The following is a 21,737-nucleotide window of genomic DNA, read 5'->3' as shown; positions in this document are numbered from 1 at the left end:
CGCAATCCCGAGAATACCCTACTCTTTTTGTGCTTTCTAGGCCAAAAATTGGTACACAAACATTTATACATCATCGGGGCGAGCCGGTTTGAGACGCCATAGAGGATGTTTTTTCCTCTATAGACCGGCGGCGAGCCGATTTGAGACTAGATAGAGGATGTTTTTTCCTCTATGGAGCGGAGCGAGACGGTTTGGTGAGCAAATGTGCTACATGAACGAAAAGAAATGAGCGTGATACCTATGAACGGAGCGGAGGCCAGGAGCGGCTACGTTATCGGCGTCGATGGCGGCAACAGCAAGACCGACTATTTCTTGTTCGACCGCGAGGGCGGCTTCGTCAACCACATCAACGCGGGCACTTGCAGCCACGAGCGGTTCGCGGACGGCTACGCCGGCGCCCATCGCGAGATGGACGCGCGCATCCGCGAGCTGCTCGCGCCATGCGGCATCGCGCCTTCGCAGGTCGATGCCGCGGCGTTCGGCCTTGCGGGCTGCGATCTGCCGACGCAGCAAGAGGAGCTGTGCCGAATCGCCGGGCGAATCGGGCTGCGGCAGTATGCCGTGGACAACGATTCGTTCCTCGGCATCAAGGCGGGCACCGAGCGCGGCTACGGCATCTGCTCGGTCAACGGCTCGGGCGCCGTCACGGGCGGCATCTCTCCGAGCGGGAGGCGGCTGCAGGTCGGCGGCATCGGCAGCGAGCTCGCCGGGGACGAGGGCGGCGGCTATTATCTGGGCCGCAAGGTCGTGCGGGCCGTCTATGACGGCTTCTACCGGCTGGGACCGCCGACCGCGATGGCCGAGCCGGTCATGGCACTGCTCGGCGCGCCGTCCCGCGAGCGGTTCATGGCATACGCCGCCGAAGCCGCGTACAAGCGCGCGCTGCCGAACACGGAGCTGATGCGTGCGCTGTTCGCCGCAGCGGACGCGGGCGACGAGGCCGCGCTTGCGCTGGTGACGCATTCGGCCCGGCAGATGGCGCTCTCCACGGCCGGCTGCATCGCCCATCTCGACTTCGGCGCGGACGACGAGATCGAGATCGTGCTGTCCGGGTCCGTCTGGATCAAAGCCGAGAGCCCGCTGATGATGCAGCTGTATATGCGCGATGTCGGCGAGCTGACCCGGCGCCGCTGCCGCTTCATTCCGCTCGCGGTGCCGCCCGCCACGGGCGCGTTGCTCTGGGCGCTGGAGCTGGCCCGCGGCGCGCCTGTCGACGCCGGCATGCGCAGCAAGGTGCTGCAAGGCGTGCAAGCGAAGCTCTAAAATCATTAAAGCCCGCGACGCGGATTCCTGCACGGAACCGCGTACGCGGGCTTTTTGTCGTCTTTTTCACGCAGCGGGCCCGATCAACCCTTCTTCGCGCTCAACCAGTTTACGAGCGTATTGATCTGATCGTCCGACAGCGTTCCCTTGAACGCGGGCATCCCGCCGCCGCCGTTGTGGATGCGCGACGAGATCTCGTCCGTCGACAGGCGCGAGCCTACGTTCGTCAGATTGGGACCGACGCCACCGCTCAGATCCGCGGCATGGCAGGCGATGCATTGCGCCTTGTAGATCGTCTCCGCGTCTTCGCCGGATGCCGTCGTCGTACCGTCCGGCGATGCCGGCGCTTCGCTTGACGGCGGGGTCGTGGAAGCGTTGTTGTTATTGTTTTTGCCGCATGCCGTCGTCGTCATTGCCAGCAGCGCGGCGAGCGCCGCGATTGCCGCCCATTTTTTCATGCGAGCTTGACCTCCTTCTGATCGTTTGCGGTTAGATTTCTCCATTTAGCCGCACGGCATACGCGCGATAACTTGCCTGGCAGCGGAGAATAGCCGCGGACATATTGGATACGATAAGGACGAAGCTATGCAATTTATGGCAACGGCGGTGATGCGGTTGAATGCGAATCAAGAATGGATCGGCCATCTGTCCGAGCTGCGCAAGCGGCTGATCGTCACGGGCGTCTGGTTCGTCGCGTCGATGGGCGCCGGCTTGTACCTGTCCCCCGCCATCCTGCTCATGCTCAAGTCGCGGGCCGCGGCGGGCGCACCGATCGACTGGCACGTTTTTTCCTTCACCGACGGCTTGTTCGTCTATCTCAGGTGTGCCTTCCTGCTCGCCGCGCTGCTGACGTTCCCGCTCGCGATGTACCAGGCCTGGGCGTTCGTGCGGCCGGGACTGACCGGCAGGGAAGCGCGCGGCACGCTCGGCTACGTCCCGGCTTCGTTCCTGCTGTTTCTCGGCGGCGTCTCGTTCGGGTACTTCCTCGTCTTCCCGATGATGCTCCGATTCATGCAGTCGATGAACGAGAGCGTCGGCGCCGTGGAAATGTACGGCATCGAGCGGTACTTCGCTTTTATGTTCGGCGTGCTGATGCCGCTCGGAATCGCGTTCGAGATGCCGCTCGTCATGCTCTTTCTGACGAAGCTCGGTCTGCTCGACCCTGCGCGCATCAAATTTATCCGCAAATACGCCTACGTGGGGCTTGCGGTCGTCGGTTCCTGCATCTCGCCGCCGGACCTGTTCTCCCACTTGTCCGTGACGGTTCCGCTGCTGCTGCTGTTTGAATGCAGCGCGCTCGTCGCCAACCGGCAGTTCCGGCTGCGCCGCGCGGCGGGGCCCGCGCCGGGTTAACGGCGTTCATGCTAAGGCCGGCTAAATATTAACGCGACGAAGCATCGGTCCCAGCACGGCGATCCCTTTAAAGGAGGTGAATCCACGATGTTCCACAATATCGGCATCTCCGGACTGCTGATTATTTTCGCCATCGCGCTGATCGTCTTCGGTCCGGCCAAACTCCCCCAGCTCGGCAAAGCATTCGGCGAGACGCTTCGCGAATTCCGCACCTCCACCCGCGGCATCATCGAAGACGACAAGCATGAGCCTGCCGCCGAGTTGATCAAGGAGCGGAATCCGTCCTGAGCCGCGCACGAACGCCATAGAGCAACGCAAAAAATCCCTTCCCGCCCGACGGCAGCAGTCGGCAGGGAAGGGATTTTCGCTTGCCTGCTACGCCTCCCGCCGGATCCGCTTGACGATCGGATCGTAGTCGTACAAGTTAGGCGTCTTGAAAGCAAGCTTTCGCGTACCCTTTTCAAAAGTGAAAATGTAGTACTCCTTGTCCTCGAGATAATCGGCGGCAATCGAATCTAAAGGAATGGTCGCGACGACCTGCGCCCGCTCATCCGCCTGGAACATCGACTGGCTTACGATCTGCAGCAGCTCGGGACCGAACCGAAACGCGCCTTTGATCTTCTGCTCGTCCAGCAGGATCGTCAGCCCTTTGAACTGCACGACGCCTCTCGCCGGTCCGCCATGCCGAATGGCTGTCTCGGCCGGCTCATGCTGCCGCCTTTGATCCGCTGAGCCGGCATAGCCGCCAATCGCTTCCCCCGTTCGAACCGTTTCCGCTGCCGTCGACATAGCGGCCGGCATCCTTCCCGGGTCGAGTTGACCCGATTGGAGCGGCGCGGGAGCCGCGGAACGGTCAACCAGCTTCTGCAGCAGATGGACGATCTCCGACAAGCCGATGAATAAAAATCCGGCCGCAAGCGCGGACAGCCACCAGTAAAAGACAATCGCAATCGAAAATTCACCGTAAGCGTCCTTGCCCAACACGAGCCCGGCAATGAAGCCGATCGCAACAATAGCGATGCCGATTCCCATCAGAAAAACAGATACCGTATTTCTCACTCGACTCCCCCCAAGTAGAGATCTGCAATTTCCACCATATAACATTTTAGTTAACTCAGCAAAATAAAACGATTCGCGTATCGCCCGGACATAATGAAAAGCCCCCGCCTTTTTAAGCAGGAGCTCACCTTGTTCGCATTTACACCAGGCTGCCGCCCTTTTGCCGATACTTGAGAATGCCCTCGGACGCCCGGAAGGCGAGCGCGCCGACCGTGTCGGTCGGATTGTAGCCCGAGTAGTGCGGGAAGGCGCTGGCGCCGACGACGACCACGTTTTCCGCGTCCCACATCTGCAAGTACGTGTTGACCGCGGACGTGTCGGGCGAGGCGCCCATGACGACGCCGCCGGTATTGTGCGTCGACTGGTACGTCGTGATCTCGTAAGGGCCGAGCTCCTTGAGCTGGTCGATATGGCTCGCGCCCATCTCCTTCATGATCTCCGCGCACTTGCCGGACAAGTACAGCGCGAGCTGGCGGTCCTGCTCCTCGAAGTCGAACGTCAACCGCACGAGCGGATCGCCGTATGCATCCTTGTATGTAGGATCGAGATCGAGGAAGTGATGGCGAAAGGGCATGCACGACCCTTGACCGCCTATAGACAGGAAGCGATTGGCGTATTTGACCGAGTTGGCCTTGAACTCCGCCCCCCAGGATGCGGTCCCTCCGGGCACCGGATTGTTCGCGATCGGGCGCATGCCGGTCTGGCTGAGGCTGATCGAGCCGCCGTGGATGAACTTCAGGTCGGAGTGATCGAAGTTGTCCCCGTTATAGTCGTCGAGGGAGACGCCCAAAGAGCCGGCGCCCGCGTACGTATTGAACTGCTTGTCGTCGAAAAAGCCGGCCGCGTTGCCCTTCAGCACTTGGTATGCGTAGTTGCGGCCGATCACGCCCGTTCCGCTCGCGGGATCGTACGGCTTGCCAAGCCCCGACATCAGCATCAGCTTGACGTTGTTGAACACGTAGCTGGTCACGACCACGATGTCGGCCGGCTGCACGAGCTCCTCGCCCGTCGTGACATCAGTATACATGACTCCCGTGGCCTTCCCGCCCTGGTGAAGGATGCGGCGCACCTGCGAATGCGTGCGAATCTCGAACTTGCCCGTTTTCAACGCCACGGGCAGCACGGTGACGACCGGGTCCGCCTTCGCGCCGTATTCGCAGCCGAAGCGTTCGCAGAATGCGCAGTACTGGCAAGCTGCGCGGGAGATGCCGTCCGGGTTCGTGTACGGCGTCGACAGATTGGCCGAGGGCATCATATACGGGTGAAGCTTCAGCTTGGACGCCGCTTCGCTGAACATGGTAAGCGCGGGCGACTTCTTCATCGGCGGCGTCGGGTAATCGGCAGAACGTTTCCCCCCGAGCGGATTCGGTTCCCCCGAGATGCCGGCGAGCTTCTCGAACTTGTCGTAATAAGGCTCCATCTCGTCATAGGTGAGGCCCCAGTCCTGAATCGTCATGCCGTCCGGAATTTTGTTTTTGCCGTACCGTTCGATCGTCTTCGAACGAATCTCGAAGTCGTACGGCAGGAAGCGGTAGGTCTGCCCGTTCCAGTGCACGCCGGCTCCGCCGAGTCCTTCGCCCAGCAGAAACGAGCCGTACGACCGCATCGGCAGCGCGCGAATTTTTTCCGTACTGCGAAAAGTGACCGTGTCCTTGGACAAATCCTGCATGAGCTCGTACCGCAGTCCGTAACGCAGCTCGTCGTGGACCATAAAGTAGTCCTCGGTCTTGCGCTCCTTGCCCCGCTCCAGGCCGACGACGTTCAGCCCGCTCTTCGTCAGCTCGGCGGCGATGATGCCGCCCGCCCAGCCGACGCCCACGACGACGACGTCCGTTTTCGGCAGCGTTTTGGCCATAATTGCTCCTGTCCTCTCCGCCTAGTGGGCGCTTAAGTGGTCTTGCAGGCTGCTCGGCGCGATGACCGAGAAGTCCTTGTCGATGACGTCCGTGTAGCTCATTTGGTTACCGGGGTAGCTTCGCATTTTCCAGCCGTTCATATCGGCATTGCCGCCGTACAGCGGGTCGCTGTACGCGCCTTCGAGCGTGCTGCTCCGCAGCATCTTGAAAAAACCGCTCGCCGAGATCGTCGTCAGCTTCACCTCGTCGGACTCGAACGCCTTGAGCACCTCGTCCTGCTGCTCGGGCGCGAGGGCCGCGAAGCCCTTCGAGAATTTCGTCTGGCTGTAATTTTCCAATTCCCGCAGCCCGATCTCGAACATTTCCCGCCGCTTCAGCCGGCCTTGATATCCCTGCACCTTCTCGCCCGCATAAAAGGGCGGCGACATATACTCCCTCGAATTAAAGCCCCATTCTCCGGCCAGCTGGTGGTCGATAAAAAACGGGACGCCGAGCGCGATCGCGCCGGGGCCGGCGTCGTCCGCGGGAAAGATCCGCTCCGTCGCCGCGGACACGATGCCGAGCTGCTCCTGCGTGAAGAACATCGGCGCGCGATTGTAGTTTTTGATGTCCGCCGCCGTGCCTTCGCCCGCCGGGGGAGCCGTCTCCTTCTTCTTCGACGGCCGGATCAGGCTGCCGAGCGCCCCGCCCACGACGACGCCGCCGACCGCATAGCCAGCCTGGACGAGAAACTTCCGCCGGGAAGGCTGCTCGACCTTGTCGCGATCCGCGCCGCCCGTTTTTTTCTGGTCAGCCATCCTTTCACCTCCAATTTATTTCCGGATGTTCCCGCTTAGTTTTTTCCAAAATTAAGTCCTTATGCATTCACGGCGGCTGGTCATGCTAACTTTACAACCAATCCAATACAAGGTGGAGATTCGCTATGGCAACCCCAATCGCAACAAAGCGCCGGATGCTAGCGGTCGCCTGCGCGGCGGGCGTGCTGACGCTGGCCGCCTGCCAGAGCCACAGCATGCGCGAGCAGTCGACCAGGCAAGCGACCGACGCGCAGCGCGTCGTCGACGACCGGCTGAAGCTGAAGTCGGTGCTGCCGCCGCAAATTGCCGGCCAGCACGATCCGGCCGTCATCCCGAGCGTCGACCGGGACAAGACGCGGACGACCAATCAGTACGGCGCGACGGGACAAGGCATGGGCAGCGGCGTGCTGAGCCGGATCGGCAGCTCGGGCCTGCGCGGCCGGGGCGCGTCGTCGGATCTGGAAGCCGAGCTGGCAGGCGCCGGGCTCGCCGGGGTTCGCGTGCTCGTCGCGAACGATACCGTATTCCTCGCGGCCAAGGACCGGGGCCCGTCCGCGTCCTCGGCCGATCACCTACAGCGCAAGCTGCTGAGCAACACCGGCGGCCTGTCCGGCAAGGGCCCCGAGCCCGGCCCGCACGGCGGCATCGGCGTCCGTTCCGTGGACACGGACAACTCGGATACGCTGGCCGCAGCGGAGCAGTGGTTGAAGGACCGCGGCTTCGGCGAGCGCATCGTCACCGTCCCCGGCCCGGAAGCCGTCGCGCTGATGGACCGCCTGCGGTCGCAAGGCGCGGACGAAACGTCCGGCAGCTACGACCGGGACCTCGCGCAGCTAATGCGGATGGGAGCGGCGGCGAAGGACGGAAAGTAGTTAAGCATTCGCAGGAATGCGGGGATGAACGAAAGTTAGCGGCACCTCTTCCGCCATGGGCGGAGCGGTGCCGCTTTTCTTTTGCTATAGTGCGGCCAGCGTTAGGTGAATTTGCGGTTATGCGAGGTGCACGCGACCTAGTGGCGCTCACCGGCGTTACTTTGCGATCATCCGAGGCGGGGTGCGGCGATGTGGCGCTCACCAGCGTTATTTCGCGATCCTGCGAAGTGTTGCGCGCCTTGTGGCGCTCGTCGGCGGTACTTTGCGATTTATGCGCGGCGGCTCCCTGCTCCTAGTCTACTTCCTTAACTCGCGAGCAGCGCCTCGTGCTGCTCGGCATCTATCAACGCGCCGACCGCCTCCGCCGGGTCTCCTTCGACCTCGACATCGACGCCCCAGGCCTCGCCCTACGGATCGGCGTTGACCCGAACGGCAAAAAAGGACAGTGCACTGGCAAGCTGCCGTATGCTCTGTCCCGGGTACCGAGAGATTAGACGGGAGTGCCGCTCCGCCTTTACCCCTTTGTTAATCCAGCCGAGGGATTCGCGTCAATATATGCGACTTAAGCTCGCAAATTTCCACTCCCCCTGTAACCGGCTGGCTTGTCTCAGACGCTCAAGATACGCCCGGAAAACTCCCGTCGCCGCCCGCGCCGCCGGAAGACGTGCCGGCCGCCGACGCATCCGTCCCCGTCTCCATGTAGATCTGCCGCAGCACGTCGATGCCGTCGAACAGGAACCACTCCTCCATGATCTTGCCGGCCTTCACCTTGTAATGGTTCACGCCGAAGATCTCGATCGGCTTGCCGCTCGGCTTGCCGAAGTAGCCCATGCCTTCGTGCGTGCCCTGGATGCGCCAGCGTACGGCGACGTCCCAGTCCAGATCGGAGCCGCGGCGGTTGCAGGTGATCCGGTCGATATGCGTCTTGCCGTTCGGAATCGAGGCGAAGAAGCTGATGAACATGCCCTTGATCTCCTGCGAGCCGACCAGGTCGCGATTGCAGACGTAGTGAATGACCGCGCTCTGATCGTAAAATTCTTTTACATAATTAAACGACCTGCGCTCCCAGATCCGGTTGATCATCTCCAGCATGAAGTCGCCGATCTCGAACTCGTCGAACTGCCGCTTGTACGGCGCCGGCGGCAAGCCGATCTCCGCGGTCTCCGGGAATCCGAAGTGCAGCGGCGCGGTCAGCGTCTTCGTGCCCTTGGCCAGCCCCTTGGCGATCTCGACCGGGTCCAGCCCCAGCTGCTGCACCATGTGGAACGTATCCATGACCAGCCATTCCTCGTAAATCTTGTTGTTCAGGACCATACAGTCCGCCGTCGTGCGGAAAACGACCTTCTTGTTCGTCGCCGGGCCGTACAGGCTGTCGCCGATGTTCGTGCCCATCGACTTGCCGCGGTGCGAGGTGAAGAAGCCTTCCTTGTCGTCGCCCGACCAGATGACGCTCCAGCCGAGACCTTTGCGGTCGGGAAAAGCGTGCAGCGTCTGCAGCGTACCCGACACGACTTCGTTGACGCCGTGGCTGTTGAGCAGCCCCTTGTGCACCGATACGTTATGACTGTAAGTTTCGTAGATGAGGCCGATGTCTTTTTCCTTCCAGATCTGACGCGTGATCTTGACGATATAATCGACGATGTTGTTGTAGGCCGGGTCGAAGCCCTCCATGCTCTGTTTGCGCTGCTTGCTCTCCGGAATATGGATATAGTCGTAATCATCGTTCGCGTCGATCATGTTCACGTCTTCGGCATCCGCGTAAAAGACGTTGCTCTGCTTAATACGGCGAGGCGCCGCGGCAGGAGCCGTACGAGATGCGGAAGCGATTCGTCCGGCTGCGTTTTTTGGCTGCTCGACGGCCGCGGACTCGGCCGGCTTCACTTCGCTGCTGTTCGTTTCCATAGATATTCCACCTTTTTTTTGTTGAGATGCGGTTGTTTACATGTGCGAGCGGCCACTCGAAAGTTCTGCCGCGTTTTTTATCCGTTTCTCCCGTTCGTCGTAAAAATAAAGGAGCGCCGCCTGCTCGTAGGCGGAAGCGATGCGGAGCGCAGTATCCTCCCTGTGGTAAGCGGTCGCGATCTGCAGACCTACGGGCAGTCCATCCGGCGTCAGTCCGCAAGGAACGGAGAGCGCCGGATGCCCGGTCACGTCGTACAGGCAGGTGAAGCGGATCATGCATTCGTGAACCGACTCCGATACGCCGTCAGGGAACGGCACCTCCTGCTGTCCGAGCAGCGTGGGCGCCGCCGGCATCGTCGGCGTGACGATCGCGTCCATGTCGCGGAAAAGCGCGTCCAGCCCGCCTGTCATCTCGGCGCGCAAGCGCATGGCGTCCATATATTCGTGCGCCGTGGCCGCACGGCTGCGCGCGAACGTGTCCGCCGCGCCGGGGCCGTACAGCGCCATCGAGGCGGCGATGCGTTCGCGGTGCGAATAGCCCACCTCCGGCGTCGCGATGCCGATCGCCACGGCGATCGCCCTATCCGCCAGCGGCAGCTCGACGTCGACCAGCACGGCGCCAAGACCCGCGAGCGCGTCCAACGCCTCGTCGAAAAGCTGCCGCACGGCAGGCTCGATGCGCCGATAGACAAATTCGCGCGGCACCCCGATTCGCATGCCGCGAATATCCGCGCGGCGCACGCCTTCGTAGGCGCGTCCGGCCGCCGCTTCGAGCAGCAGCGCAAGATCCGCCACGTTGCCGGCGATCGGCCCGACATGATCGAGCGTCCAGGACAGCGTATCGACGCCGTCCGCAGGGATCAATCCATGCGTCGGCTTCAGGCCGACGACGCCGCAGCAGGAAGACGGCACGCGGATCGAGCCCGCCGTATCGGTCCCGATCGAGCCGAGGCAGAAGCCGGCGGCGACCGAGGCGGCCGAGCCGCTGCTCGACCCGCCGGCCATATAGCGCGTATCCCAGGGGTTTCGAACGTCTCCGTAGAACGGATTGTCCGACGTAATGCCGAATGCGTACTCGTACAGGTTTGCCTTGCCTACCGTCATGGCGCCCGCCGCTTCCAGCCGGTCGACGACGGCGGCATTGCCGGCCGGAACCCGCTCCCGGTCGATCTGCGAGCCGTTGGTCGTGCGGATGCCTGCCGTATCGATATTGTCCTTGACGGTCACCGGCACGCCGAGCAGGGGCTGATGCACGTCTTCTCCGCGACCGGCCATGAGCCTTGCCACAGCCGCTGCCGCCTGGCGCCGGGCCGACGCTCCGGTCACGGTAATGATCGAGCGATAAGCGCCATCCGCGGACTCGATTTGCTTCAAATAGTATTCGGCAATCTCCTCCGGCGAGACGAACGCCTGCCGGTAGGCCTCTTGCAGTTCCTTAATGGTCCTGTACCGCTGCACGATATCCCTCCTTTTCCGGGCTGCCCGGCACGTTCGCTTCTTTGGCGCGCGACGCGCGGCGGCGGCGCAGCAGCAGCGCGGTCAGCACTGCGCCCAGCGCGGACAGTCCCCCCCAGGCCGCGAAGCCCGCCGCCTCGGAGGCGCCGTCTACGAGCAGGCCGAGCAGCAGCGGACCCGCGAACACGCCGACCGAATACATGCTCTGGAAAAAGCCCATGCGCATCGTCTTCTCCTGCGGCCGGGCGGACTCCAGCACAATCGACATCAAAAACGTGAACGCCATGCCGTACGCGATGCCCGCGACCGCCTGCATCGCGAACAGCATCGGCAGCCCTCGGGCCGCAGCCATCGCCACGATCGCGGCACCCTGCAGCGCGAAGCCAAGCACGCCCGTCCTGCCGAGCCCCAGACGGCGGTACAGCCACGGGCAGAGCGCCGTGGACAGGGCGAACATCATCAGGTGCGTGTTGGCGAGCCAGCTGATCGCGATCGGGTCCGCGCCGAGGCGGGCCGCCATCAGCGGAGTGAAGGTATCCCGCGTCCCGTACATCGTCATCTGGACGACGATGCCGAGCAGCGAGATCGCCCACAGCCGGCCGTCCGCGAACTGGGCCGCCAGCGCGCGCCTGTCCAGACTCGCCCGTGCTGGCTCCGCCGCATCGCCGTCCTTGAGGAATGCGGTGAGCGCGAGCGCAAGCAGAGCCGCGAGCACCGCGACGATAAATCCGGCGGCGTAGCCGAACGCGTGGATGACGAGCCCGCCGACCGTCGAGCCCGCCAGCGAACCGAGCGGCGAGGCGACCGAGATGACCGCCATCGCCTTCGCGCCGTCTCGGGCGGCGAAGTAGGAAGCGAACATGACCGTGTAGATGACCCAGACGGAGCCGGCCAGCCCGTTGCTCAGCTTGCCGACGAACAGCGTCGCGGCGCCGGGTGCGATATAAGCGATCGCCCAGCTAACCGCCGTGAGCGCGAAGCCCGCCTGAATGAACAGCCGCCGCTTCGACAGGAATCCGGAGACGATGCCGACCGGCAGACGCGCGACCATCGAGGCAAGGCCGGTAATCCCGACCATGCTGCCGATCAGGACGGACGGTACGCCTAGCTCCGCCGCATAGGAAGAGACGAAGGGATCAAAGGAAGTAATGCTGATAAAAAAGAGCACGCTTATCGCGAAAAACAACGTCGCCTCCGCGGTCCAACGCCGGTTTGCCATGGTTGCCATCGATCGTCCTTCCCGTCGCCCGCCGCGTCCGCGCCGCACATACGCAGCCATCGTTCGCCAAGCCGGAGGCCCGTTCGCGCGTCCGGTCAATTCGACCGTTCGCTCCGCCTGGCCTCCGCCCGCGCGCGGACGTACTCGCTCGGCGTGACGCCTTCCGAGCGCTTGAACACTTTAATGAAATATTTGTCGTTCTGGTAGCCGACGTAGTCCGCGATCTCATAGACCTTCAGATGCGGGTTCTCGAGCAGCCCCTTCGCCTTCTCGATGCGCACCTGCGTCACATAATCGGTGATCGTCAGCCCGAACTCCTGCCTGAACTTGCGGGAGATGTATTCCCGGCTTAAGTAGAAGCGCTCGGCGATCTCCTGAAGCGTAACCTCGCGCTTGTAGTTCTGCCGCAGATAGGATTCGATCTCCCGAATGCTGTTTTTCTCCTTCTTATACTTCACGTCGTGCAGCAGCCGGATCAGCTCGTGAAGCTGCCGGCGCTTCTCGTCGCGGAACCGGCGCATGGAGAAGCTGCCGTCCTCGTCCCAATAGGCGTCGCCGACGCTGAGCGTGCGGCTGTCGCGAATATCGTATTCCTGCAGCCAGCGCGCCTGAAGCAGCTTGTACTGGCTCTCCCAGCTGTGCAGCTGTTCGAATGTCATGCCGCCCGACGCCTTGACCGTCTCCAGCATGCGGTCGAGCAGCCGGTCCGCGCTCTCCGCGCTGCCGCTCTGCAGCGCCAGCGTCAGATCCTGCGCGTAGTCGAGCAGGTGCAGCACCGGGCGCGCGGCTTCTTCTCCGAAGACGACGGCTCTCGCCTTGAACGCGCCTTGCAGGTCGCATCGCATCATGGCGTTCAACGCCGAATCGTAGGCGTCCGCCGTCTGGCGAGCCGCCTTGCCGACGGCGACGAGCGCCTTCATGCGGTGCGCCTGCCAGATCGCGGCGTAGATTCGCTTCGCCAGCGCCTCCGCGTCTTTGACATTCCAGGCCAGGATCGCCAGTTCGTCCGGCTTGGCCGTATGGCGGAAGACAACGCCCTCGCCGGGCAGCAGCGCCTCTCCGCAGACGGGCAGCAGCGCCGCGAACGCGTCTTCGACGTTGCCGCCCGTTTTCACGGCCGCGTAGGCGCGCACGGGAACCAGCAGCGCGGTGAACAGGTCGCGCCCCGGCACCGCGCCGAACTCGCGTTCGAGACGCTCCGCCGCCTCGGGCGCCGGCGTCCTTCCGAGCAAGCTCGACAGCACCCGGTCCCAGTACAGCGGCTTGGCCGCGCTCGCGATCCGGTCGTTCTCGAACGCCGACCGCCGGCTGACCGCCTCCCGGTGCCATGCCTCCACCGCCCTGCCGAGCGTCTCGTTCAGAACGTCGGCCTCCATCGGCTTCAAGATATAGTCGAAGCTGCCGTAAAATATGGCATTGCGCATGTAGTGAAAGTCGTCGTAGGCGCTGATGACGATCGTTTTGCTGTCCCTGGCATGCTCTCGCAGCCACTCCAGCAGCCCGATGCCGTCCAGGTTCGGCATGTTCATGTCCGTGAACACAATCTCGGGCCGATGCGCCTCGATCAGCTTCTTCGCTTCTTCGCCGTCTCTGGCCTCGAGAACCTCGCCGATGCCGAAGCGCTCCCAGTCGGCCAGCATGCGCAGTACGCCTCTTACATGCTTTTCGTCGTCGATTATGATCGCCTTCATGGCGCTTCACCCTCTGCCGCGTTCTCGATAGGAAGCCGGATCGTCACCTGCAGCCCGCCCGACTCGCTGTTCGCGAGATTTAAGCTTGCCCCGGCGCCGTAATACAGCCGAAGCCGGAAGTACACGCTGCGGAGCCCAATGTTCGGCTCCTCCCCCTGCCGGCCCCGCCTGTCCTCTCGAAGCTGGCCGTACAGCTCCTGCAGCCGTTCGGGCTTCATCCCGCGCCCGTTGTCGGTGACGACGAGCACGAGGTCGCCTCCCTCCCGCCGCCCCTCCACGCGGAGCGTGCCGGTCTTGCCGCCGCTCAGGTCCATGCCGTGCTTGAAGTAATTCTCGATGATCGGCTGCAGCAGCATCTTGGGCACCGGCACGTTCAGAATCGCGGCGTCGACGTCGATCTCGTATTCGAATTCGTCGTCGAACCGCTCCTTGTGCAGCAGCAGGAACGCCTCGGCATTGCCGACCTCGCGAATCAGGGTCACCTTGTCTTCGTCCGTATTCATGCCGTACCGCATGATTTTGGACAGGTTGGTGACGAGCGCATACACCTGCGCGCCGTGATTTTTTAATGCTAGGGCGCCGATCGACTGCAGCGCGTTGTGCAGGAAGTGCGGGTTGATCTGGGACTGCAGCACCTTCAGCTGGTTCGCCTTGTTCTCGATCTCCAGCTTGTATTCCCGGTCGATCAGATGGTTGAGCCGGCCGATCATCTGCCGGAAGCTCTCGCCGAGCACGCCGATCTCGTCGTGCCCGAGCGACTCGACGCCGACCTGCATTTTGCCCTTCTCGATGCGCCGGATGTTGTCCAGCAGAATGCGCAGCGGCGACGTGATGCGCAGCGAGACCAGCAGCGCGGCCACCATCGCCAGCACGATGCCGACGAGGCCGATGGCGATGTTGATCTTCGTGATGCGGAAGCCTTGCCGGTACAGGTTCTCGTACGGAATGCTTTTCATCAAAATCCAGCCGCCGTCCGTCTTGGCGATCCGCTCGTAGAGGACGATGCCATGGAAGTCCCCCCGGTTCCACTCCAGCGTGCCGCTGCCCGGCTTTAAGCCGCGGATCCGCTCGACCAGCCCGGGATCCTCGTAGCCGGCGTCCGAGCTGTAGATTGGCACCCCTTCGGAGGTGAGGATCGAGAACAGCTCCTGCCCCGGCATGTACAGCTTCTCGGCGATGCTCTTCACTCTGGCCGGTGCGACCTGGATCGAAAAATAAGCGAGCAGGTTGGTGGAGGGTGCATCGGTCAGCGACCGAAGGATCGTAAACGACGTGCTTGAAGCGCCGCCCTTCGGATCCGGTCCCGGCATCGTCTCGATATACACGTGGTTGGGGCTGTGGTCCACTTTGGCGTAATCCGCCATCTGCTCGTCCGTGATCGCGGAGAAGCTGACCCGGCTCTTGGACACGAAGATGTTGCGCTTGTCCTTGACCAGCGCGATGCTGACCCGCTGGATATTCTCGTTGGCGTACAGCACCTGGGTCAGCTCGTCGCGCACCGTCCAGAACGTCTCGTAGTCGTTCGCCCGGTCGGCCGTCCGCAAATAGTTGATAAAGGCGGGATCGCTGTAAAAGGACAGCGTGATATCCATCAGCTCGTCCATGTAGCTCTCCAAGTGCACCCCGCCGAGGCTCATCAGATTCACGTTTTCCTGCAAAAATTGATCCTTCAGCGAATCTCGCGTATACAAATAGGTAAAAAGCACGGAAGCGGCAAACGGCAGGACGCTGATGAGCAGCAGCAGGATGATGAACTTGTTCCTCAGGCTTGTCCGGATCAACGCAGATTCTCCTATCTGTCGTCTAGTCGTAGATGAAATCCAGTATATAAGAGTTCTCCTTCGCCGGACAGGCCCGCCATGGCCGAAGAAGGAATGCCCGGGGCATCCCTTCTTGCGCTCGCGCTCGTATGATCGCTCGTCGGCAGCTTTGCGATTACTTCAGGTTGTTCCAGGACTCCTGCATTTTCTTCAACACTTCGTCCCACTTGATCTTGCCCGCCGAATACTCCTGCAGCACGGCCGCGAACTCCTTGTTCGCGCCGTCCGGCCAGCTCGTCCAGATCATCGGGATCGTCTTGCCTTCCTTGGAATAAGCGACGATATCCTGGCTAAGCTGCGACAGCTTGTCCGTCGGGATGTTGTCGAACGCCGGGATGAAGCCGAACTGTTCGGTCATGTACTTCTGGCCTGCCGGGGAGGAGACCATCCAGTCGAGGAATGTCTTGGCGGCTTCGACATGCTCCGAATTCTTGTTGACCGCCCAATTGTTCGGCACGCCCGCCACGATGCGGTCGGAGGTCGCTTCGTCGTTAATAGGCATCGGCAAGATGCCGTAGCTCAGGTTCGGATCGATGTCGGCGATCATGCCCTCGACCCAGTTGCCCTGCTGCAGCATCGCGGCCTTGCCGGAGGCGAACAGCGTCACTTGCGTGTTGTAGTCGGTCGTGAGCGGGTTGTCGTTGCTGTACTTGATCGTGGTGTCCATCAGATTCTGGAACTGCTTGAAGACCGCATTGTCCGGAATCGTCGCAGTGCCGTCGTTCAGCTGCTGGATGAATGCCGCCGGGTCGGACTGTTGGCCGAAGGCGACGTTCGTGAAGTGGCTGCCGATGATCCACCATTCGGCGAAGCCGTTCGCGAACGGCGTAATGCCTGCGTCCTTCAGCTTCTGCGCCGCCGCCTGCAGCTCGGTCAGCGTCTTCGGCAGCTCGGTAATGCCCGCTTTGGTGAAAAGATCCTTGTTATAGAGGTAGCCGTAGCCTTCCATGTTCATCGGCATGCCGTACAGCTTGCCGTCGGTATCCTTCATGCCGTCCCCGGTGCCGGGCAGCAGGTGGCTGACCCACGGCTGGTCGGACAGGTCGGCGAGATGCTCCTTCCACAGCTGCATTTCTTTCGCGCCGCCGTTGTTGAAGATGTCGGGACCTTCGCCCGCCGCGAACTTCGCCTTGAGCGCGTCCATGTATCCCGTGCCGCCGCCGACCGTCTCGGCTTCGACCTTGATGTCCGGATGCTCGGCTTCGAATTCCTTGACCATCGCCTCGAACTTGTCCGCGATCTCGACTTTCAGCTGAAATACCTTGATCGTGACCGGATCGCCGCCGCTTGCAGCCGTGCTTGCCGAAGCTGTGGTCGCCGAGCTTGCGCTTGCGGTGCCCGAAGCCGCCGGTGCTGCATTTTCCGCGCTGTTGTCGTTGCTTCCGCAAGCCGATACCGCCATTGCCAGTCCTACCATCGATACGCCCAACATGCCGATCTTTTTCATCTCTCTGCATGACCTCCTGATAGTGGGTTGCTCTAGCTATATATGATTCTCTCGTCCGCGGGGCGGCCGCAAGAATGATACCGAGATCAATTGCGCATTGCGAGGATTTTTTGGCGGCTTGGCGCCCTATTTGCCGGAACCGGCCGCGATGCCTTTGACGATATGCTTCTGCAGCAGGAGGGAAAAGACGACGATCGGCAGCGTGCCAATGACCAGACCCGCCAGGCCGAGATCCCACTGCTTGTTGTACTGGGCGAACAGCGCGCTCATCGCGACCGGAATCGTATGCAGCTGCGAGTCTTGAAGCATGAGACGCGGCAGGAGATAGTCGTTCCAGATCCAGAGCGTGTTGAGAATGACGACCGTCATGACGATCGGCTTCAGCAGCGGAAACACGATCTTGTAGAACACTCCGAACGGCGTGCAGCCGTCGACGCGGGCGGACTCTTCCACCTCAAGGGGTACGCCCTTGATGAAGCCGTGGAACAGGAATACCGCCATCGAGACGCCGAATCCGAAGTAGATAAAAATGAGACCGGGAATGCTGTTGACCAGTCCGAGCGAAGCGCTCAGCTTGACGAGCGGGATCATGATCGTCTGGAACGGGATGACCATCGCCGCGACGAACAGGCCGAACAGCAGATTGCTGATCTTGCCCTGCGTTCGGGCGAGCATCCAGCCGGCCATCGAGCTGATGACGATGAGACCGACGTTGGCGAACACGGTGACGAAAATCGAATTCATAAACGCCCGGGGGAAGTGAAGCAGCGACCAGACGCGCCGGAAGTTATCCCAAATGACGTCCTTCGGGTACGCGGCGGCATCCAGCAAAATATTCGCGTTGCTCTTCACCGCGTTGATAAGCACGAAGTAGAAGGGCACCAGGAAGAGCAGCGCGATCGCGACAGCCAGAATTTCCATTATAAATGTACGGGACGTGTATTTGTTATCCATGTTAGGACTCCACCTCCCGCCGCTTGGTGAGCATGACCTGTGCCAGCGTGACGAGCGCCACGACAACGAAGAAGACGAGCGCCTTGGCCGAGCCGATGCCGTAGTGGTTGTTCGTGAACGCTTCGGTATAGATGTTCATCGCGACCGACAACGTGGAATTGAACGGACCGCCGCCCGTGAGCGAGTAGTTCAGGTCGTAAATCTTGAAGGCGTGCGACATCGAGAGAAACAGGCAGATCGTGAACGCCGGCGCGATCAGCGGCAGGACGATCTTGCGCAGCGTCATCCAGCGGCTCGCGCCGTCGATCCGGGACGCCTCGATGACCGAATGGTCCACGCCCTGCAGCGCCGCAATGTAGATGACCATCAGATAGCCGCTCTGCTGCCAGGCGAATACGATGACGATCGCCCAGAAGGCCGTATTCGCGTCGCCGAGCCAGGGAAGCTCGAAAAACGGAATGTGCGTCGCGCTGCCGACGGCCGCGAATCCTTTGACGAAGATGAACTGCCAGATGAAGCCGAGCAGCAGGCCGCCGATGACGTTCGGCAGGAAGAAGACGGTGCGAAGCGCGTTTTTGGACTTGAGCGCCCCGTTGATCATTAGCGCCAGTCCGAGACCGATGACGTTGCTGACGAGAACGGCGACGACCGTGAACTTGGCGGTGAAAAAGAAGGAGTCCGCGAACTTGCTGTCGCTCGTCAGAATGCGCTTGAAGTTGTCGAGTCCGACCCAGTCGACGGCGGAGCTGACGCCGTTCCAGGAGGTGAAAGAATAGTAAATCCCGACCGCGAACGGGATGATCTGAATGAGCAGGAAGCATAGCAGCGCAGGTCCTACGAAGGCCGCGAATGCGAGCCATTTGTTCCGCTTCGTTTTGCGGGAGGAAGATGCGTGAGGCCGACTGGCTTCCTGGGCACGAATCCCCGGCTGATCGTTCGCTCCGTTTCCGTTCGTTTCCGCAAGAGCGTCTATGGCGTCATCCCTCCATTCTGTGTTGTGATGAGTGCTCCAGTTCTATGAACGATTGCTGCTGTCCTTATTATAAAAGGGGGCACCAACGGTGAATATCAACGCGATTGACTAAAATGGTGCACTTAATTGACTTGATGCGTCACTAAAACTAACATAACCTCAACATCTCAGCCACAACCTTTTATTGACAGCGGTTACGGGAAGGGCTGCGCGTCACCTATGATGGCGTCTTGATGGGTACGCCCGAAGGAGCCGCTGCCTTCATCGGCGATCGCGGCGGCGATTCCGAGGAAGGCAGGGCGGCCGGCGCGATTAGAACTGCGCGACCTCGAGGACGGCTTCCGGCTTGGCGTCGAGTTCGCCGGTCAGGCGGATGTTGGCCGAGCGCAGGTGGCCGATCAATCCTTCGCGGTACGACTGACGCACGCAGTGCGGCGCCAGACGTTCCACGCCCGCCTGCTCGACGCGCTGGTACGTCACGACCTTCAGGAAGGTGCCGACCCAGACGCCGCCGGTATACTTGGCTGCGCGGTTCGTCGGCAGGATGTGGTTGGTGCCGCATACCTTGTCGGAGAAAACGACCGTCGCTTCTTCGCCGAGGAACAGCGAGCCGTAGTTCGTGAACTTGTCGCGATGCAGGTAGGCATCCTTGATCTGGACGTGCAGATGCTCCGAAGCCAGATCGTTGGCGACGTCGATCGCTTCCTCGAGCGTGTCCGTCACGATGACGCGTCCGCGCTTCTCCCAGGACGCGCGGGCCGTGCCGGCGGTCGGCAGCGTCTCGAGCTGGCGCTCGATCTCGGCCATGACCGCGTCGGCCAGCGGGCGGCTCGTCGAGACGAGGATCGCCTGTGTGTGCACGTCGTGCTCCGACTGCGCGAGCAGGTCGGCCGCGACGTACGCCGGCTTCGCCGTCTCGTCGGCGACAACGAGCCCCTCGCTCGGCCCCGCCAGCAGGTCGATGCCGACCGTGCCGTGCACCTGGCGCTTCGCTTCGGTGACGAAGCGGTTGCCCGGGCCGGTGATCTTGTTGACCGGCTTGATGCTCTCGGTGCCGTAGGCCAGCGCCGCCATCGCCTGCGCGCCGCCGACGGCGAAGATCTCGTCGGCTCCCGACAGGTGCGCCGCAAGCAGCACGGCAGGATGAATGCGGCCGTCCTTCATCGGCGGCGTGCAGACGCGGATCTCCGAGACGCCCGCGATCTTGGCGGGGATGATCGCCATCTGCGCCGAGGAGAGCAGCGGGTAGCGGCCGCCAGGGACATACGCACCGACGGCTTCGATCGGGATGACGCGCTGGCCGAGGAATACGCCCGGGATCATCTCCTGCTCGAACTCGGTCAGCGTGCGGCGCTGCGCTTCGGCGAACGCCTTGATGCGCTCGATGGAAAACGCCATATCTTCAAGCAGCGTCAAGGGCAGCTGCTTGCGCGCCGCTTCGATGTCCGCTTCCGTCGCCTTGAGCGAATCGAGCTCGACGTTGTCGAACTGCTTCAGGAACGCCTTCAGCGCGGCGTCTCCTTCTCTTTGCACCCGGTCGATGATGGAGGCGACCGTGCCCTCCAGCTGTCCTTTTTCCATCGGCGTCATCGGTTCCTGCTCTTTTACGATCTCGATCATTGCTGCTCCTTCTTTCCGTGAGAGGTTAGGCTGCGTGTACCCTAATTATAGAGAGCCCCTCTCCGGGAAAACAGAAACGGGATTGACGAAAACGGTATACTCCGTTGATTGATGTCATTTTTAGTGACATATCGGCTGGACATCGTCTCGCGCCCTGGTGTATCGTCGAAGCTGCTTGAAGCTCGGCCGGCAGGAGCAGGCGGCCTCCCCTCGCCGCTTCGGTACGGCCGAGCCCCATCCATCAAACAACGGGCAGGTGGCGAAGCTTGTCATTCAACAGTATGGTCATACGTCTGGAACTCGCCCACGAGCGCGTGCACTTCGGCGCAGTTGCTTCGGTCATCGGCAACGCGGGCGGCGATATCACCTCTATCGACGTCATCCGGTCGGGCGAAGGCAGCTCCGTGCGCGACATCACCGTCGAGGCCGCCGACCATGCGCATGCGGCGATCGCAGAGGCGCTTCGCGGGTTGGACGGCATCCGGATCGTCAATTTGTCGGATCGCACCTTCCTCGCGCATCTCGGCGGCAAGATCTCGATTCAGCCGAGCATGCCGATCAAAAACAGGGACGATCTGTCCCGCGTCTACACGCCCGGCGTCGCTCGCGTGTGCTCGGCCATCCACGAGGATATCGGCAAAGCGTACACGCTCACGATCAAGCGCAATACCGTCGCCGTCGTCACCGACGGCTCGGCCGTGCTCGGGCTGGGCAATATCGGCCCGCACGCGGCGGCGCCGGTCATGGAAGGCAAGGCGATGCTGTTCAAGCAGCTCGCCGGCGTCGACGCTTTTCCGATCTGCCTGGACACGCAGGACACGGAAGAGATCGTGCGCGCGGTTCGACAGATCAGCCCCGTCTTCGGGGGGATCAACCTGGAGGACATCAGCTCGCCCCGCTGCTACGAGATCGAGCGCAGGCTGGCGGAGGAGCTGGACATCCCGGTGTTCCACGACGACCAGCACGGAACGGCGATCGTAGTGACTGCGGGGCTGCTCAACGCCCTGAAGCTCGTCGGGAAGCGCATCGAGGACGTGCGCGTCGTCGTCAACGGCATCGGCGCCGCAGGCGTGGCGATTTGCAAGATGCTGCTGACGGCCGGCGTGACGAAGCTCGTTCCCGTCGACCGGGAGGGAGCGATCTTGCATGGGCGGCGTTATGACCACCCGATGTGGGACTGGCTCGCCCTGCAGCCCCAGGTGCAGGCGGAGGAAGGCGGCCTGAAAGAGGTTATGCAAGGCGCCGACGTTTTTATCGGCGTGTCGCGAGGCGGAATTCTTGGGGAAGAGGACGTGAATCGGATGGCGGAGGACCGGATCGTGTTCGCCATGGCCAACCCGCACCCGGAGATCGATCCCGAGCTGGCTTTGCCGCACGTCCGCGTGTTCGCCACCGGTAGGAGCGACTTTCCGAACCAGATCAACAACGTGCTGGTGTTCCCCGGCATGTTCCGCGG

General features: G+C 62.1%; 18 protein-coding genes. 5 read left to right on the top strand and 13 right to left on the bottom strand.

What is annotated here, in order from left to right; translation table 11 throughout:
• Window positions 1-240 precede the first annotated feature (240 nt).
• Window positions 241-1,263, top strand: a complete 1,023-nt coding sequence (locus tag KVT38_RS13325; protein ID WP_217594211.1) for an N-acetylglucosamine kinase — start codon at window positions 241-243, stop codon at window positions 1,261-1,263.
• An 83-nt stretch (window positions 1,264-1,346) separates the two neighbouring features.
• Here KVT38_RS13325 and KVT38_RS13320 read toward each other — a convergent pair whose 3' ends face one another.
• A complete protein-coding gene (locus KVT38_RS13320) occupies window positions 1,347-1,721 on the bottom strand; it encodes a c-type cytochrome (RefSeq protein WP_217594210.1) in 375 nt (124 codons plus the stop codon).
• Between the two features lie 157 nt (window positions 1,722-1,878).
• Between KVT38_RS13320 and tatC the strand changes: the two genes are divergently transcribed.
• Both tatC and KVT38_RS13310 read left to right on the top strand, forming a co-directional pair.
• Window positions 1,879-2,616: a twin-arginine translocase subunit TatC gene (gene tatC, locus KVT38_RS13315; RefSeq protein WP_217594209.1), complete on the top strand. Its 738-nt coding sequence runs from the start codon at window positions 1,879-1,881 to the stop codon at window positions 2,614-2,616.
• 87 nt (window positions 2,617-2,703) lie between these two features.
• Window positions 2,704-2,904, top strand: a complete 201-nt coding sequence (locus KVT38_RS13310; protein ID WP_217594208.1) for a twin-arginine translocase TatA/TatE family subunit — start codon at window positions 2,704-2,706, stop codon at window positions 2,902-2,904.
• Between the two features lie 87 nt (window positions 2,905-2,991).
• On the opposite strand, the gene KVT38_RS13305 is transcribed toward KVT38_RS13310, so the two are convergent.
• The 3 genes from KVT38_RS13305 to KVT38_RS13295 all read right to left on the bottom strand — a co-directional run bounded on the left by KVT38_RS13305 (window position 2,992) and on the right by KVT38_RS13295 (window position 6,328).
• Window positions 2,992-3,675, bottom strand: coding sequence for a hypothetical protein (locus KVT38_RS13305; RefSeq protein WP_217594207.1), 684 nt, complete (start codon window positions 3,673-3,675; stop codon window positions 2,992-2,994).
• A 139-nt stretch (window positions 3,676-3,814) separates the two neighbouring features.
• Window positions 3,815-5,530, bottom strand: a complete 1,716-nt coding sequence (locus KVT38_RS13300) for a GMC family oxidoreductase (RefSeq protein ID WP_217594206.1) — start codon at window positions 5,528-5,530, stop codon at window positions 3,815-3,817.
• A gap of 21 nt (window positions 5,531-5,551) precedes the next feature.
• Window positions 5,552-6,328, bottom strand: a complete 777-nt coding sequence (locus KVT38_RS13295; RefSeq protein ID WP_217594205.1) for a gluconate 2-dehydrogenase subunit 3 family protein — start codon at window positions 6,326-6,328, stop codon at window positions 5,552-5,554.
• A 125-nt stretch (window positions 6,329-6,453) separates the two neighbouring features.
• On the opposite strand from KVT38_RS13295, the gene KVT38_RS13290 reads away from it, so the two are divergent.
• Complete coding sequence (locus KVT38_RS13290) at window positions 6,454-7,200, top strand: hypothetical protein (RefSeq protein ID WP_217594204.1); 747 nt, start codon at window positions 6,454-6,456, stop codon at window positions 7,198-7,200.
• Between the two features lie 615 nt (window positions 7,201-7,815).
• Here the strand turns inward: KVT38_RS13290 and KVT38_RS13285 are convergent.
• The 9 genes from KVT38_RS13285 to hisD all read right to left on the bottom strand — a co-directional run bounded on the left by KVT38_RS13285 (window position 7,816) and on the right by hisD (window position 20,281).
• Window positions 7,816-9,102 carry an ester cyclase gene (locus KVT38_RS13285; RefSeq protein ID WP_217594203.1) on the bottom strand — a complete coding sequence of 429 codons (1,287 nt, stop codon included), beginning with the start codon at window positions 9,100-9,102 and terminating at the stop codon, window positions 7,816-7,818.
• Window positions 9,103-9,138: 36 nt separating this feature from the next.
• Complete coding sequence (locus tag KVT38_RS13280; protein ID WP_217594202.1) at window positions 9,139-10,560, bottom strand: amidase; 1,422 nt, start codon at window positions 10,558-10,560, stop codon at window positions 9,139-9,141.
• Window positions 10,538-11,785 (bottom strand): MFS transporter, encoded by a 1,248-nt coding sequence (locus tag KVT38_RS13275; protein ID WP_217594201.1) that lies wholly within the window; start codon window positions 11,783-11,785, stop codon window positions 10,538-10,540. Before KVT38_RS13275 ends, KVT38_RS13280 begins: the two co-directional genes overlap by 23 nt.
• An 86-nt stretch (window positions 11,786-11,871) precedes the next feature.
• A complete protein-coding gene (locus tag KVT38_RS13270; RefSeq protein ID WP_217594200.1) occupies window positions 11,872-13,467 on the bottom strand; it encodes a response regulator transcription factor in 1,596 nt (531 codons plus the stop codon).
• The gene (locus KVT38_RS13265) at window positions 13,464-15,248 is read right to left on the bottom strand and encodes a sensor histidine kinase (RefSeq protein WP_217594199.1); all 1,785 of its coding nucleotides are present in this window, start codon (window positions 15,246-15,248) and stop codon (window positions 13,464-13,466) included. Before KVT38_RS13265 ends, KVT38_RS13270 begins: the two co-directional genes overlap by 4 nt.
• A 154-nt stretch (window positions 15,249-15,402) precedes the next feature.
• On the bottom strand, window positions 15,403-16,734 hold the full coding sequence (locus KVT38_RS13260; RefSeq protein ID WP_217594198.1) for an ABC transporter substrate-binding protein: 1,332 nt from the start codon (window positions 16,732-16,734) through the stop codon (window positions 15,403-15,405).
• Window positions 16,735-16,860: 126 nt separating this feature from the next.
• The gene (locus tag KVT38_RS13255) at window positions 16,861-17,688 is read right to left on the bottom strand and encodes a carbohydrate ABC transporter permease (protein WP_217594197.1); all 828 of its coding nucleotides are present in this window, start codon (window positions 17,686-17,688) and stop codon (window positions 16,861-16,863) included.
• Between the two features lies 1 nt (window position 17,689).
• Window positions 17,690-18,610, bottom strand: a complete 921-nt coding sequence (locus KVT38_RS13250; protein ID WP_217594216.1) for a carbohydrate ABC transporter permease — start codon at window positions 18,608-18,610, stop codon at window positions 17,690-17,692.
• A gap of 363 nt (window positions 18,611-18,973) precedes the next feature.
• A complete protein-coding gene (gene hisD, locus KVT38_RS13245; RefSeq protein WP_217594196.1) occupies window positions 18,974-20,281 on the bottom strand; it encodes a histidinol dehydrogenase in 1,308 nt (435 codons plus the stop codon).
• A 266-nt stretch (window positions 20,282-20,547) separates the two neighbouring features.
• Here hisD and KVT38_RS13240 point away from each other — a divergent pair.
• Window positions 20,548-21,737, top strand: a 1,190-nt coding sequence (locus KVT38_RS13240; RefSeq protein WP_254639201.1) for an NAD-dependent malic enzyme, incomplete at its 3' end; no start/stop codon positions are given.

Source organism: Cohnella sp. GbtcB17, assembly GCF_019091135.1.
GTDB lineage: Bacteria > Bacillota > Bacilli > Paenibacillales > Paenibacillaceae > Cohnella.
This window is presented reverse-complemented; position numbering and strand designations above follow the sequence as displayed.